11 protein-coding genes are annotated in these 14,249 nt (G+C 62.5%); 6 read left to right on the top strand and 5 right to left on the bottom strand.

Going from position 1 to position 14,249, the window contains the following annotated elements:
- Window positions 1-469 precede the first annotated feature (469 nt).
- On the bottom strand, window positions 470-1,438 hold the full coding sequence (locus KU306_RS07335; RefSeq protein WP_258303294.1) for a C-terminal binding protein: 969 nt from the start codon (window positions 1,436-1,438) through the stop codon (window positions 470-472).
- A gap of 144 nt (window positions 1,439-1,582) precedes the next feature.
- A complete protein-coding gene (locus KU306_RS07330) occupies window positions 1,583-2,083 on the bottom strand; it encodes a DUF7344 domain-containing protein (RefSeq protein WP_049918873.1) in 501 nt (166 codons plus the stop codon).
- 263 nt (window positions 2,084-2,346) lie between these two features.
- Here KU306_RS07330 and KU306_RS07325 point away from each other — a divergent pair, with 263 nt between their 5' ends.
- Entirely contained in the window at window positions 2,347-2,772 is a 426-nt protein-coding gene (locus tag KU306_RS07325; RefSeq protein WP_007544845.1) for a CopG family ribbon-helix-helix protein, read from the top strand.
- 30 nt (window positions 2,773-2,802) lie between these two features.
- Here KU306_RS07325 and KU306_RS07320 read toward each other — a convergent pair whose 3' ends face one another.
- Window positions 2,803-4,224, bottom strand: a complete 1,422-nt coding sequence (locus tag KU306_RS07320) for a sugar porter family MFS transporter (RefSeq protein WP_258303293.1) — start codon at window positions 4,222-4,224, stop codon at window positions 2,803-2,805.
- A gap of 285 nt (window positions 4,225-4,509) precedes the next feature.
- Here KU306_RS07320 and KU306_RS07315 point away from each other — a divergent pair, with 285 nt between their 5' ends.
- Entirely contained in the window at window positions 4,510-4,770 is a 261-nt protein-coding gene (locus KU306_RS07315; protein ID WP_007544843.1) for a glutaredoxin family protein, read from the top strand.
- Between the two features lie 41 nt (window positions 4,771-4,811).
- Here the strand turns inward: KU306_RS07315 and KU306_RS07310 are convergent, their stop codons facing one another.
- Window positions 4,812-7,427: a hybrid sensor histidine kinase/response regulator gene (locus tag KU306_RS07310; RefSeq protein ID WP_258303292.1), complete on the bottom strand. Its 2,616-nt coding sequence runs from the start codon at window positions 7,425-7,427 to the stop codon at window positions 4,812-4,814.
- A 72-nt stretch (window positions 7,428-7,499) separates the two neighbouring features.
- Window positions 7,500-8,735 carry a CBS domain-containing protein gene (locus tag KU306_RS07305; RefSeq protein WP_258303291.1) on the bottom strand — a complete coding sequence of 412 codons (1,236 nt, stop codon included), beginning with the start codon at window positions 8,733-8,735 and terminating at the stop codon, window positions 7,500-7,502.
- A 168-nt stretch (window positions 8,736-8,903) separates the two neighbouring features.
- Between KU306_RS07305 and KU306_RS07300 the strand changes: the two genes are divergently transcribed.
- From KU306_RS07300 to KU306_RS07285, 4 genes are all read left to right on the top strand, one after another.
- On the top strand, window positions 8,904-10,274 hold the full coding sequence (locus KU306_RS07300) for an RtcB family protein (protein WP_425499542.1): 1,371 nt from the start codon (window positions 8,904-8,906) through the stop codon (window positions 10,272-10,274).
- 50 nt (window positions 10,275-10,324) lie between these two features.
- Window positions 10,325-10,744 (top strand): DUF7539 family protein, encoded by a 420-nt coding sequence (locus KU306_RS07295; protein ID WP_007544839.1) that lies wholly within the window; start codon window positions 10,325-10,327, stop codon window positions 10,742-10,744.
- 133 nt (window positions 10,745-10,877) lie between these two features.
- On the top strand, window positions 10,878-13,676 hold the full coding sequence (locus tag KU306_RS07290; protein WP_258303289.1) for an aconitate hydratase: 2,799 nt from the start codon (window positions 10,878-10,880) through the stop codon (window positions 13,674-13,676).
- 107 nt (window positions 13,677-13,783) lie between these two features.
- A complete protein-coding gene (locus KU306_RS07285) occupies window positions 13,784-14,197 on the top strand; it encodes a DUF6069 family protein (RefSeq protein WP_049918871.1) in 414 nt (137 codons plus the stop codon).
- The last annotated feature ends 52 nt before the right edge of the window (window positions 14,198-14,249 follow it).

The raw sequence follows: 14,249 nt of genomic DNA, 5'->3' as shown, positions 1-14,249 counted from the left end.
CTGTTGCCACTGGTCAACGATGTCATTGACAATTAAATGGACTGTCGTTTGTTTCTCCCCTGTGTACTGGTGTTGACCCAAGTCTATTTGTGGTGATACAAATATTTCCACCGCCCCATTCTTTTCGACGAGGTCTAATATGAACACACTTTGCTCGATATCTGATGGAACACCATTTCGGATGGTGGTTGACTGAACATGATGGTGAGTCGTCTTTTTCGTCTCACTTTTGTCAGCGATTGCTGAACAACCTGCGACAGCTATCGGGGTAGTAGCCGCAATACCACACAAGAAATCTCGTCGACGCATTTCTAGTCTGTGAGCCTTCTAGTTGGATAATTATCAATTTTCGCTCGGTAATCTACAGGGAGTACCAGAGTCCCGTTCACGGGTTGGGGTTCTCGTGCACCCAGCAGAACACAAAGCGTTCTGAGGATACGGTCACCGAGCTATTTAGAAATACGAAACCTCAATCCCACTCGGGTTCGACTTTCGCAGTCGGTTCTTCGCCCGCGAAGACGCGCTTGATGTCCGTCGCGGTCTGCTCGTTGACTTCGGCGCGGGCCTCGGCCGAGCACCACGCGGCGTGGGGTGAGAGAACCGCGTTCTCAAGCTCTCGGAGCGGCGAGTCCTCGCGCAGCGGTTCGGTCTCGAACACGTCGAGTCCGGCGGCCGCGATGTCGCCCTCGCGGAGCGCATCCACGAGCGCGGCTTCGTCGATGACCTCACCGCGGCCGGTGTTGACGACGATAGCGTCGTCGTCGAGCGCGTCGAACGCGTCGGCATCGACCATGCCGCGCGTCTCGGGCGTCGCGGGCGCGTTGACAGAGAGGTAGTCGGCGCGGGCGTAGAGGTCCGAGAGGCTGACGCGCTCGACGCCGTATTCGGTGAGGGTGTCGTCGTCGACGTAGGGGTCGTAGGCGACGAATTCGAGGCCGAACCCGCTGCACAGTTCGGCGGTTCGCTGGGCAATCGCGCCGAACGAGAGAAAGCCGAGGGTGCGGCCCTTCATGCGGTGGAGTTCGCGTCCGGGCGTCGCGGGCCACTCGCCAGCGCGGACGGCCCGGTCGTAGGTGGGTGTCGCGCGGATACACGACAGAAGGAGCGCGACCGAGTGGGTGGCGACCTCGTCGGTGCAGTACGACGGGACGTTGGTGACGACGACGCCGCGGTCTGTCGCCGCTTCGACGTCGATGTTTTCGAAGCCGACCGCCGCACGTGCGACGACGGACAAATCGAGGGTGTCGAGCGCGTCCGCGGTGACGGGGGTGTTGATGTCGGTGACGACAGCGTCGGCGTCGGCCGCCTCGCAGGCCTCCACGAGCGCCTCGACCGACCCGAGTTCGGCGGTCGTAACGTCGGCCACGTCGCCGAGGACGCGACGCTGGTGGTCGGGGTCCACCATGTGAAAGTCGCTGAGCACGACAGCGTAACTCATGTTCGAGTGAAGAAGTTCACCATGGCTACTTCATTGTGTCTCGGATTCCCAGAATATGACTGCTTCGAACGTTGATGACGGATTTTACGCGAGAGAATAGTGAGACGAGCACGGTCGGGTCAGTGAGTGGCGGAGTGTGTCTGGTCAGTGCTGTTGTGACCAGCGTTGGTAGACAGCAGACCCACCGAGGACGGCGAAGACGAGCGAGGCGAGAAGCGGAGCCCCGGCGTCGGAGAGGAGCGGTACACCGACGGCGACCGCTATCATGAGGACGATTCCGAGCGCCGCGAGTGCAGCGTAGTACTCGCTCCACGAGAGTTCGCCCTCGGGAACGACCTCCATGTAGACGGTGACGTCGGACGCTTCCTCCAGTGCGACGATTTTCGAGTTCTCGTCGTAGGAGACGATGTCCAGTTCGGACAACTTCGGGATGTGCGTCTGTTGGAGCGAGACGTACGCGCTCTGTCTAATATTTCGTGGAGGCGGCGTCTCCCCGGTCTCTGCCTCCGCAATACGCTCCGAAAGGTCACGGAGCGTCAGTTCGTCGGTGTCCTGTAGAAATTCGATCGCCATCCGTCGGCGGTCGTTACTCAACACCTCGTGGATGCGGGTCTCGGATAGGTCGGAATCAGATGTGCTCGCCATACGAGGATGCGACTGGTTCGTGACTGGTCGCTTCTTCTATATCAACGGTTCGCCTCAGTTATCTCGGCTGAAAACAGTCGCGTTTGAGTGAATGTGTCGAAATCGCCCGACACGAGTTAGTTTGCGGGGGGTTTGGCCGGGGTCCTTGAGTCGTCTAATTCTGCTGAAATTTAGTGTCGAAGACCGGAACTCACCGACACTCTTCCGACACACCGACTTACTTGATACCAATATTTATCATTCGAAGGCACCCGAGTTAATATATGACCGTCGTCAGTGTCTCGATGCCGGAGGAATTGCTTGAACGAATCGACTCGTTCGCCGGAGAACACGGATACACCGGCCGCAGTGAAGTCGTCCGAGAGGCGGCGCGAAACCTCCTCGGAGAGTTTGAAGACAAGCGCCTCGAAAACCGCGACCTGATGGCCGTCGTCACGGTTATCTTCGATTACGAGACGACGAGCGTCGAAGAGCGGATGATGGGACTCCGCCACGAGTACGAGGGCCTCGTCAAGTCCAACTTCCACAACCACGTCGGCAACCACTACTGCATGGAACTGTTCGTTCTCGAAGGACAACTACAGGACATCTCGACGTTCGTCGGGCGGATTCGCGCGACGCGAGACACGCTGAGCGTCGATTACTCGGTGATGCCCATCGACGAGTTCACGAACGTCGTCGACGAGTGACCACCGAATTCGACGGGCGATTCTGACTGTTCAGTCGTCGTCACCCCACGCGACGTCCGAGGGCGCGTCGGCGTCCTGACGACCGAGCATACTGTCGCGGAGGTCCGACTCGATAGCTTCCAGCGACCGACCTTTCGTCTCGGGGACGAACACGTAGGTAAAGGCCAGTGCCACGGCACTGAGAATCGCGTACACCCAGAATGTCCCGGCTTTCGTAATCGCGCCGACCATGATGGGGAAGGTCAGCGAGACGGCGAGGTTGGCGAACCAGTTGAACACGGTCACGACACCCATGGCAGTCCCGCGAACCTTCAGCGGGTACACCTCCGAGATGAGGAGCCAGAAGACCGGGCCGAGGCCGATGGCGAAGAACGCCACGTAGAGCATCAGACTGCCCGTGGCAATCCACCCGACGAGGCCCGACAGGCCGGGGAGGTAGAACGCTGCACCCAGACCGAAGAGCGTGAGCGTCATCCCGACGAGACCGACCGACAGGAGCGGACGCCGCCCAGTTCGGTCGATGAGCAAGACGGCCACGATGGTCATCACCACGTTGACGACGCCGATACCGACCGTGGCGAGGATGGACGCCGAGGACTCGAAGCCGGTCGATTCGAGGATAGTCGGCGCGTAGTAGATGACCGTGTTGATGCCGGTGACTTGCTGGAGCACGGCGAGGCCGACACCGACGACGAGCGCCGGGCGCATCCACGGTTCGAGGAGGTCGCGGATGCTCCCGTCTTCCTGTTCGATAGTCTCCTGAATCTCGTCGAGTTCGGCGCGAATCTGGTCGTCGGTGCGGGTTCGCGAGAGGACGTCCCGTGCTTGGCCTTCGCGTCCGTGTTCGACGAGCCAGCGGGGGCTCTCCGGCATGAACACCATTCCGGCACCGAGGATGAGCGCGGGGACCATCCCCGTCCCGAGCATCCAGCGCCACTGCCCGGCGTCGGCAAAGGCGTAGTTGACGAAGTACGACGAGAGGATACCGACGGTGACGGCGAGTTGGTTCAAGGAGACGAGCGACCCCCGAATCTTCGGTGGGGCAATCTCCGAGAGATACAGCGGGCCGACGATGGACGCAAAGCCGATAGCGACGCCGTCGATGAGACGCCCGACGACCAGCACCTCGACGGTCGGTGCGATAGCCATCACGAGCGAGCCGACGAAGAACACGACGGCGCTGACGAGAATGAGTCGCCGCCGACCCCAGCGGTCGGCGAGGTGTCCACCGAGCGCGGCACCGAACGCAGCGCCTGCGAGCGCTCCGCTCACGACGATACCCTGGGCGAGCGGGCTCATCGTGAACGTGTCTTTGATGTACAGGAACGCCCCCGAGATGACACCCGTGTCGAACCCGAAGAGAAGTCCGTTGAGCGCGGCGAGTGCGGCCGTTACGTAGACGAACCGGTTTCGTCCACCCCCGGAAGCTGATGAGACACTATCGTCTGTCATAGTTCGTACTTGACAATGACATTTCTGCGGTGGGATTAGAAATGCTGCGACATTTTATCAAACAATGAATATGTACATTATCGACCACTATATTACTCAAAATCGCATGACTGCAGTCGATTTTGATGATTATAGTGAATTTATAATAGATGGATTTGACAAGTACTCTACTTAGTATACGTGTGAATAGAATACCGTAACAATTCGGATAATTCGGTGATTTCGAGGACACGTTCCGCCGAACAGAGATGGACTAATGAGCGAGCGCGCTCCACTAGTGACCCAATGAGCGACCCTGTCCCAATCGTGATCTACACGCGCGAGGACTGCCACCTCTGTGAGGTCGCCGAAGAGACCATCCGCGAAGTCGCAGCGTCCGAGGACGTTCCGGTCGATATCGACGTCGTCGACGTGGACACAGACAGAGCGCTCGCGGAGGAGTACGGCGACCGAGTCCCGTACGTCTACGTCGACGACCGTCCGGCGTTCAAATTCCAGGTCGACCCCGAGCGACTGCGAGAAAAGCTAGACGCGGCCGCCGACTGACGGACGATTCGACCACCGAGAGCGGCAACCCAACACCATCGTCAGTCGTTCTGTACCTCCTGTTCGTGGGAAGGAGTCTGCACCCACCCGACACCGCTGAACTCGAACCGAGCACCGCCACAGTCACTCTCGGAGAGGTGAATCGACCAGCCGTGTGCGTCGGCGATGTCTCTCACGATAGCGAGACCGAACCCCGTTCCGGTACTGCTGGTCGTATAGCCGTGGTCGAACACCTGCTCTCGTTCGTCCTCCGAAATTCCCGGTCCGTCGTCTTCGACGTAGAACCCAGAGCCGTCGTCGAGTCGGTCGACAGTCACTTCGACTGCTGACCCACCGTGTTCCACTGCGTTCCGAAAGAGGTTCTCGAACAGTTGGAGCAGGCGACTCCCGTCTCCGACGGCGACACCCAGCCCGTTCGCCTGGAGTGTCGCGTCGTTCGTCTCGACGAAACTCCACGCGTGCGTGACCACGGTCCGAAGTTCGACCGCCTCCCGCTCGGCGATGGGCGACCCGTGGCGAGCGAGCGTGAGCAAGTCGTCGACGAGCAAGTTCATTCGGTCGAGCGCCGTCTCTATCTTCTCGAAATGCGCTGGGTCGTGCGTATCGAGCGCGATTTCGAGGTACCCCTTTGCGACCGAAAGCGGATTCCGAAGGTCGTGAGCGACGACCGAGACGAACTCGTCGAGGCGTTCGTTTGCGGCCGCGAGTTCGGACTCTCTATCTCTGAGACTCTGTTCGCGCTCGGCCCGCTCGATGGCCGACGAGACCGTCGCCGAGAGGATACGAAGCAAGTCGACGTCGATATCCGAAAGCGAGTCCGACTCGCTCGAACCAGCGACGAGCACGCCGTACTCCCCGAGCGGAACGTGCACTTCGGACTCGAACGGCGTGTCCGGGTTGAAGACGTCTGTCTCCGTTTCGAGGCGGTTGTAGACCTGTATCTCTCCCGTGTCGTAGGCGTCCCAGACGAGCCCCGTGTCGGGGGTGAAAAGTGGCGCGTCACCGACCATCGCCCGCGCCGTGTCGCTCTCTGCGGCCGGGACGAGCGACTGGCTCTCGTCGTCGTAGTACCAGACGGCAGCAATCGGCCACTCGACCACCTCTTCGACAGCATCGACCGCGACCGATGCCACTTCGTCGCGCGTCTCGACTTGAAGCAGGTCGCGGGCGACCGACTGGAGGTCGCGGAGTGCGGATTCGAGACGGGCGCGGTCTGTCACGTCGATTGCGACGACGATGGCCTCCTCGACAGTTCCGTCGTCGTCGAAGACTGGCTCGGCCCACGCTTCGAACGTCTGGCCCTCGACTTCGACCGTGAAGTTCACCGCCTCGCCGTCGAGCGCGCGACGCATTCCATCGACGATTGCTGGCACGTCGGCGTAGAGGTCGAAGATAGACTCCCCGGCGGCGATTTCCGGCGTTATCGAGAGCGGCTCCAGCGCCTTCCCCTCGGAGAACGTGACGATGCCGTCGGCGTCGACGACAGCCGAGGCGACCGGGAGGTTCTTGACGAGTGTTTGCAGCCGTGTGTGTCGGGCACGGAGTTCTTGGGCCGCCTCCCGTTTCTCGGTCGTGTCGCGGAAGTACACCGAGAGTCCCGACTCCGACGGGTACAGTCGTGCTTCGTACCACGCGTCCGAGAGCATGCCGTGAAATTCGAGCGTCCTCGGCTCGCCGGACGCCATCGCTTCGAGGTACTCCTCGTGCACTTCGGTGCCGACCAACTCTGGAAACGTCTCCCAGAGGTGGTCGCCGAGTTCGACGTCGCGGGTTCGGTTCATCAACGCCTCGGCACGGTCGTTGAAGTAGGTGAGGTTCCACTCGTCGTCGACAGCGAAGAAGGCGTCCGTCATCCGCGAGAAGACCGCTTTGTGCTCGGGGTCGAGACGCTCGGCGTCTGTCCAGTCGCGCACGCAGACTGTCAGCCCATCCTCGTCGGGGTAGATGCGTGCTTCGGCCCGAGCATCGAGCACATCGACGAACGTCTCGATAGTCTGTGGCTCCTGTGTCGTCATGGCGCGTTCGAGTGCGTGAGCGATGTCGGTCTCGCGTGCCTTCGGGAAGAGTTCGCGGAGGTCGTGGCCGCGCACCTCCTCGGCCGAGATGTCCGTCTGTTCCTCCAGCGGTTCGTTCCAGTAGACGACAGACCAATCGTCGTCGACGGCGAAGACGCCGTCTGAGATTCGTTCGTAGACCGCTGCGAGGGTCGAATCCGACTCGACGAGTCGTGACTGAACGCGGTGTTGGTCGACAGCGTTTCGGATTCGGCTGGCAAGGAGGCGGAAGTCCTCGTTGCCGCTGTCGCGACGAACGTAGTCGCTCACGCCCATCGAGATGGCGCGACTGGCGACTGACTCGTCACCGTCGGCGGCGTAGAGAATACACGGAAGCGTCGGAGACTGTGCGCGAACCGCCGTGAGAAGTCCCAAGCCGTCACCGTCGCGAAGGTGGTACTCGCAGACGATGCAGTCGAAATCACCGGTTTCGACAGCCGAGATACCGTCGATGAGAGACGTTTCGGTTCGAACGTCAAGCGCGTCGACGTGCCGTTCGAGTGCCGTCTCGACTAAGTCGGCGAAATCCGGGTCCCGACCGACGTAGAGGACTGCCAAGGGAGAATGGTCCTCGGTCGGCGGTCGTTGTTCGGGACCGTCCATACGAAACGTGCGAGAGGTAGTTCAATAGAAGTTGTGGCACTCGGTGAGGTTTCGGGGACGTGTCGGTTTTCGTCAGCGCCGACGGGGCGGTGCAGTCAGCCACCAGCCGAACACTTTCGACCAGTACTCCTCGGGGTCTGACGGCGGTTTCTTCGTCTCGACGTGCGTCTTCCCTTCGAGCAACTGGCGTTCGACGACGTTTCGAGCGAGATGCAGCGCGTGCGACGCACCGTATCCCTCACCCGTTCCGAGGAAGTGGCCCTTGTCCGTGTAGAGGCGTACCCGAGCCAGAATGAGTGGCGTGCCACGAAGTTTCTCGTCGTGTTCCTGCAAGTGGATGTTTGCTTCGAGCAGCGTGATGCCACCGAACTTCCCGGTCAGTCCGTCTATCATCTCGACGACCTCGTCGCGGGAGATGTCGTCCAACAAGTCGACGTTCGTAATCTGGACGGGCGGCCGCGTCTCGCCGGTCCACGTCAGGGAGCGAAGCACGTCTGTTTTAGTGACGATTCCCGCGGGCGCGTCCTCCTGAATGACGATGAGCGACGAGACGCCCTCGGTCAGCATTCGCTCGACAGCGTGGTCGAGACCCTCTTCGGGGAGTGCCGTCTCGATGGGCTCGCTCATCACGTCGGCGACCGGAAGGTCGAGCAAGCGGTCGATTTCGCCGGCTCGTTCTCCCATCCCACCGGGTGAACGGAATCCCGGCCCAGCCTCGCCAGCGGCGACGTCGAATCCGCCCGATGCGCCGCCCGAGGCCTTATCGACAGCTCTCGTCGTGAATCCAAGCACGTCGTAGAGGCTGACGACGCCGACGATGGTGTCGCCGTCGGTGACGGGAAGGTGGGTGATGCGGTTCTCGCGGAAGGTGTGGAGCGCTTCCCCGAAGGTGGCGTCTTCGTCGACGGTGACCAGCGAGTCGGTGTAGACGTCCTCGACGGTCAGCACGCTGAGGAACTCCTGTACCTCGGACAGCACGTCGTCGGCGGCGACGATGCCGACGAGGTCGTCGGCTTCGAAGACGGGGAGGACCTCACTCTGGCTCGCAAGGATGAGACGGGCGACCTGTCGAACGTTCTCGTCCGGCGTGACCGTCGCCGGGTGCCAGAGGATACTCCGAGCCTTGGCGTCGGGGTCGCGGTGGGTGGCGTTCAACTGCCGCAGCGTGACCAGCCCGTGGTACTCGTCGTCGGCGGCGACGACGATGGCCTTCGTTCCCGTCTCGTGGAACACGCCCTGTAACTCTGAGACGCGCGCACCGGGGCCAACAGTCGGGAACTCGTCGGTGACGATGTTCGAGATGTCCATGTCCGATACTACGGCCGACGTGCTGTTGAAGTTTGTCAGCAGAGAAATCAGTCCGTCTCAACCGTGGGAACGGTTATGCGAGTAGTTGTCATATGTGGACACGGTGACAATCACGTGGAACCCGTCGAAATCGAGCCGGACGTGTACGAGATAGCGCGGACAGGGGAGATGCGAGTGCCTGCGCGTGTCTACGGCTCGGAATCGCTCGTCGAAGCGATGCGAACAGCAGACGACCAGACGCTCGCCCAGATTCAAGACGTTGCGACCTTGCCGGGCATTCAGCAGTTCGCGGTCGTGCTCCCCGATGGCCACCGCGGGTACGGATTTCCGGTCGGGAGCGTCGCGGCCGTCGACGCGGACGACGGCGTCATCAGTCCCGGCGGCGTCGGGTTCGATATCAACTGCGGCGTCAGACTCCTCAGGACCGGGCTCTCGTTTCACGAGGTTGCCGGGCGCGAGTCGATGCTCGCCGACCGCCTGTTTCAGACGATTCCGACGGGCTTCGGAGCGGGAAGCTACCTCGACACCGACATCGCAGACGTTCGCGGGATTCTCGAAACGGGCGTCGAGTGGCTCCTCAACGAAGGTCACGCGCGGAAAGCCGACCTCGAACACTGCGAGGAGAACGGCCGCCACCCCGGAGACCCGAACGCGGTCCCGACGGAGGCGTTAAAACGAGGCGTCGACCAGGTCGGGTCGCTCGGGTCCGGGAACCACTTCCTCGAAGTCCAGCGCGTCAGTGAGGTGTACGACTCGGCCGCGGCGGCGGCGTTCGGCATCGACCTCGACGAAATCGTCGTGATGATTCACGCCGGCTCTCGCGGACTCGGCCACCAGACGTGTTCGCACTACATCGACGAGTTCGAGCGCGCGTACCCCGACCTCGCCGAGTCGCTGCCGAACGAACAACTCGTCTACGCGCCGGTTTCCGACCGACTCGCCGGAGAGTATCGGTCGGCGATGAACGCCGCCGCGAACTTCGCGTGGGGCAACCGACAGGCAATGACACAGGCCGTCCGCGAGGTGTTTTCCGACCTGTTCGAAGACGCCGACGTCCAACTCGTCTACGACCTGGGACACAACATCGCCACAGAGGAGCACCACGCCGTCGGCGACGACGAACAGACGCTTCTCGTCCACCGAAAAGGGGCGAGTCGGGCGTTCCCCGCCGGCCACCCGGACGTGCCCGACGCCTACGCAGACGTCGGACAACCGGTCTTCGTCCCCGGGGACATGGGCTCTCGCTCGTACGTGCTCGCTGGCGGGTCGCGGTCGCTCGAACGCAGTTTCGGGTCGGCTCCACACGGTGCCGGCCGAGCGAAGTCGCGGACGAAGGCGAGTCGAGAGTACGCTGCCGGCGAACTACAGCAGGCATTGCGTGCCCGCGGCATCTTCGTCAGGGCACAGTCCGGCGAGACGTTGACCGAGGAGTCGCCCGGCGCGTACAAGAACGTCGACGAAGTCGTACACGTCTGCCACGAACTCGGACTCGGGACGAAAGTCGCCCAGACCACACCACTGGCGAATATCAAAGGGTGACGGCTCCATTCGAGCGTACTGCTTTGGTCATGGCAACCGTTGAGATAGGTATGGACGCAGATAGGGAACTCCTCCGGCGTGCTCGTGACAATCTCGACGGCTGGATATACGCCGCTCGAGACGAGGCGTACCACGACCTGTTCACGGGAGACGACGCCGCGGTCACTCCAGAAGAGCGCCAACTGCTCGACGACATCGACTCGGAACTCTCGGTCAACGGCGACGAGGGGCTTTGGGGCGCAGACGAGTACGAAATCGTCCGCGGCCACCCGAAGAACCACCCGCTTTCGGTCGTCTGTACGCAACACCCCGAAATCCCCACCGAATGGTCACGAGGCGAGACGAGCCTCACCGAACCCGAACGCGAGCAGTTCAACGACCTGCTGTGGGACTACTGCGAACGGATTCGTCGGTACGTGCAAGACGAGGTCAACGAGTTCGTCGGTGCCGCCGGAATGCCGGAGAACTGACCCCTCGAAGCCGAAGCGCACGTCCTGACTCCCGACTCCCCTATTCAGGTCCCACACCGCAGTTGTTCGCCCCCGTTCCGAGATAGTGAGAACAGCTACTCGTTTCAAGACTGCTGGTGCCCTACACCCAGTAATGGTAGATTCCGACCCGTTCGGTGCCATCCGTGAATTCGAACACGGTGACACCACGTACAAGATGGCGGACCTGACGGTCCTCGAAGAACAGGGCCTCTGCGAACTCGACAAACTGCCGGTCAGCATTCGAATCCTCCTCGAATCCGTCCTTCGGAACGTCGACGGCGACACGGTTTCCGAAGCCGATGTGCGAAACGCGGCCTCGTGGGAACCCGACGTGCCGAACGTCGAAGTTCCGTTCACACCGTCTCGCGTCGTCCTACAGGACCTGACGGGCGTTCCGGCCGTCGTGGACCTCGCGGCGCTTCGCTCTGCGGCAGACCGCGCCGGCGAAGACCCGAAACTCGTCGAACCCGAGGTCCCGTGTGACCTCGTCATCGACCACAGCGTGCAGGTCGATTACTTCGGCAGCGAGGACGCCTACGAGAAGAACGTCGAACTGGAGTACGAGCGAAACGCCGAGCGCTACAAGGCGCTCAAGTGGGCGCAGAACGCCTTCGACAACCTCAGCGTCGTGCCGCCGGGAACCGGCATCGTCCACCAGGTGAACCTCGAACACCTCGGGCGAGTCGTCCACGACCGCGAGTGGCGCGATGACCAGTGGCTCCTGCCTGACACCCTCGTCGGCACCGACAGCCACACCCCGATGATTGGCGGTATCGGCGTCGTCGGCTGGGGTGTTGGCGGCATCGAGGCCGAAGCGGCGATGCTCGGCCAGCCGATTACGATGAAGCTCCCCGAAGTCGTCGGCGTCAAACTCGAAGGCGAACTGCCCGAGGGCGCGACGGCGACCGACCTCGTGCTGCACGTCACCGAGCAACTCCGCGAGGTCGGCGTCGTCGACCGCTTCGTCGAGTTCTTCGGCCCCGGCGTTCAGAACCTCTCTGTCCCCGACCGGGCGACCATCTCGAACATGGCTCCCGAACAGGGGTCGACTATCAGCGTCTTCCCGGTGGACGAGGCCACGCTGGATTACCTCGAACTCACCGGCCGCGACCCGGAGCACATCGAACTCGTCCGCGAATATCTCGAATCGCAGGGCCTCTTCGGCGAGCAGCACCCCGAGTACACCGAGACTGTCGACGTCGACCTCTCGGCTGTCGAACCGAGCCTCGCCGGGCCGAAGCGCCCGCAGGACCGCGTCCCGATGGGCGACATGAAGACCCACTTCCGCAAACTCGTCCACGGCGAGTTCGAAGACCAACTCGACGACTACGACGAACGCGAACTCGAACAGTGGTTGGGTGAGGGCGGGAGCGACCCCGAACTCGCCGGTGACGGCGGCGCGGCCGCCGCAGTCGAACCCGACGCCGACCTCGACCCCCTGACGAAGCGCGTCGAAGTGGACCTCGGCGACGGCGAGACGGCCGAAATCGGTCACGGGAGCGTCGTCGTCAGCGCAATCACGAGTTGTACGAACACCTCGAACCCGTCGGTCATGGTCGCCGCGGGGCTCCTCGCCCGCAACGCGGTCGAGAAGGGTCTCGACGTGCCGAACTACGTCAAGACGAGTCTCGCGCCCGGAAGCCAGGTCGTCACGGAGTACCTGAAGAAGGCCGACCTGCTTCCGTATCTCGAAGACCTCGGTTACGACGTGGTCGGCTACGGCTGTACGACCTGTATCGGCAACGCCGGGCCGCTTCCCGACCCCATCGAGAACGCTATCGACGACCACGACCTGTGGACCACGAGCGTCCTGAGTGGCAATCGGAACTTCGAGGCGCGCATCCACCCGAAGATTCGCGCGAACTACCTCGCGAGTCCGCCGCTCGTCGTCGCCTACGGCCTCGCCGGGCGGATGGACATCGACCTCGAGAACGACCCACTCGGCACCGACGAAGACGGTGAGCCAGTCTACCTCGCCGACATCTGGCCGGACGCCGACGAGGTCCACGAGACCATCCACGACAGCGTCGACCCCTCGATGTTCCGCGAGAAGTACGCGGAAGTGTTCGAAGGCGACGAGCGCTGGGACGCGCTCGAAGCGCCGACCGGCGACGTGTACGAGTGGGACGACGAATCCACCTACATCCGCGAACCGCCGTTCTTCAAAGACTTCCCGCTGGAGGAACCCGGCGTCTCGAACATCGAAGACGCCCGCTGTCTCATGACGCTCGGCGACACCGTGACGACCGACCACATCAGCCCCGCCGGGCCGTTCGGCTCTGACCTCCCAGCAGGCCAGTGGCTCATGGACCACGGCGTCGACCCCGTCGACTTCAACACCTACGGCTCCCGCCGCGGCAACCACGAAGTGATGATGCGCGGGACGTTCGCCAACGTCCGCATCGAGAACCAGATGCTCGACGGCGTGGAAGGCGGCTACACCATCCACCACCCGACGGGCGAGGAGACCACAGTCTTCGAAGCGAGCGAACGCTACCGCGAGGAAGACACCCCGCTCGTCGTCCTTTCGGGCGTCGAGTTCGGGACCGGCTCCAGCCGCGACTGGGCGGCCAAAGGCACGGACCTCCTCGGCGTGAAGGCGACTATCGCCGAGAGTTACGAGCGCATCTACCGCGACAACCTCGTCGGGATGGGCGTTCTGCCGCTCCAGTTCGAAGACGGCGACTCGTGGGAGTCCCTCGGACTCGACGGCTCTGAGCACTTCGACATCCGCGGGCTCGACGACGGTCTCGACGTCAACGACGAACTCACTGTCGTCGCCACGAAGGACGACGGAACCGAAGTCGAATTCGACGTGACCGCACAGGTCGGCACTCCGGCCGCGGTTCGATACGTCGAAAACGGCGGTATCCTCCACTACGTCCTGCGCCGCCTGCTCACGCAGGACTGAGGGCGTTCCGGTGGGGTAACTCTCCGACGAGCATGAAATGCCGCGGTCCCTCGCTGCGCTCCACCGAGCGTATCTTCATGCCGTCTGGCGGCGTAGTTCGTGCAGCAATGTCTACAGTCACACCCACCGTCCGACCAACTCGGTCAGTGCTCGCCCGGCGTGGTCTCACGGCCGTCGTCGGCTCCGTCGCAGCGAATGGGCTGCTCTTGGCGCTGGTCCTCGCAAGTGGCGCAGTACAGCCGTTCATGCCGCTTTCGTACCCGCCGGTGCTGTTTCTCTCCGCGGTGGGAGCTATCGGTGCGACCCTCGTGTATGGAGTGCTCTCGCGACGCGTCGAAAATCCAGACCGGACGTTCCTCCGGGTCGCAGTTGCGGCGTTGGTGCTGTCGTTCCTCCCGGACATCGGCATCCTCTTCGGTGACCCGCAGGCGACGATTCCGGGCGTGGTCGCCTTGATGGCGATGCACGTCGTCGTCGCTGCAGTGTGCGTGGGGACGTTGACGAAGATTGGCCGGAAGTGACGCGTCGGTGAGAGACCGAGAAGACGGCGTTGTCCGACGACTGCCCGACAAA

The organism is Haloferax larsenii, from assembly GCF_024730625.1.
GTDB lineage: Archaea > Halobacteriota > Halobacteria > Halobacteriales > Haloferacaceae > Haloferax > Haloferax larsenii.
This window is presented reverse-complemented; position numbering and strand designations above follow the sequence as displayed.

Excerpts from the sequence above, each read along its gene's own strand:
- KU306_RS07290 (WP_258303289.1), top strand. The coding sequence starts at position 10,878 with ATGGTAGATTCCGACCCGTTCGGTGCCATCCGTGAATTCGAACACGGT.
- KU306_RS07325 (WP_007544845.1), top strand. The coding sequence starts at position 2,347 with ATGACCGTCGTCAGTGTCTCGATGCCGGAGGAATTGCTTGAACGAATC.
- KU306_RS07285 (WP_049918871.1), top strand. The coding sequence starts at position 13,784 with ATGTCTACAGTCACACCCACCGTCCGACCAACTCGGTCAGTGCTCGCC.
- KU306_RS07300 (WP_425499542.1), top strand. The coding sequence starts at position 8,904 with ATGCGAGTGCCTGCGCGTGTCTACGGCTCGGAATCGCTCGTCGAAGCG.
- KU306_RS07315 (WP_007544843.1), top strand. The coding sequence starts at position 4,510 with ATGAGCGACCCTGTCCCAATCGTGATCTACACGCGCGAGGACTGCCAC.
- KU306_RS07310 (WP_258303292.1), bottom strand. The coding sequence starts at position 7,427 with ATGGACGGTCCCGAACAACGACCGCCGACCGAGGACCATTCTCCCTTG.
- KU306_RS07320 (WP_258303293.1), bottom strand. The coding sequence starts at position 4,224 with ATGACAGACGATAGTGTCTCATCAGCTTCCGGGGGTGGACGAAACCGG.
- KU306_RS07305 (WP_258303291.1), bottom strand. The coding sequence starts at position 8,735 with ATGGACATCTCGAACATCGTCACCGACGAGTTCCCGACTGTTGGCCCC.
- KU306_RS07295 (WP_007544839.1), top strand. The coding sequence starts at position 10,325 with ATGGACGCAGATAGGGAACTCCTCCGGCGTGCTCGTGACAATCTCGAC.
- KU306_RS07335 (WP_258303294.1), bottom strand. The coding sequence starts at position 1,438 with ATGAGTTACGCTGTCGTGCTCAGCGACTTTCACATGGTGGACCCCGAC.
- KU306_RS07330 (WP_049918873.1), bottom strand. The coding sequence starts at position 2,083 with ATGGCGAGCACATCTGATTCCGACCTATCCGAGACCCGCATCCACGAG.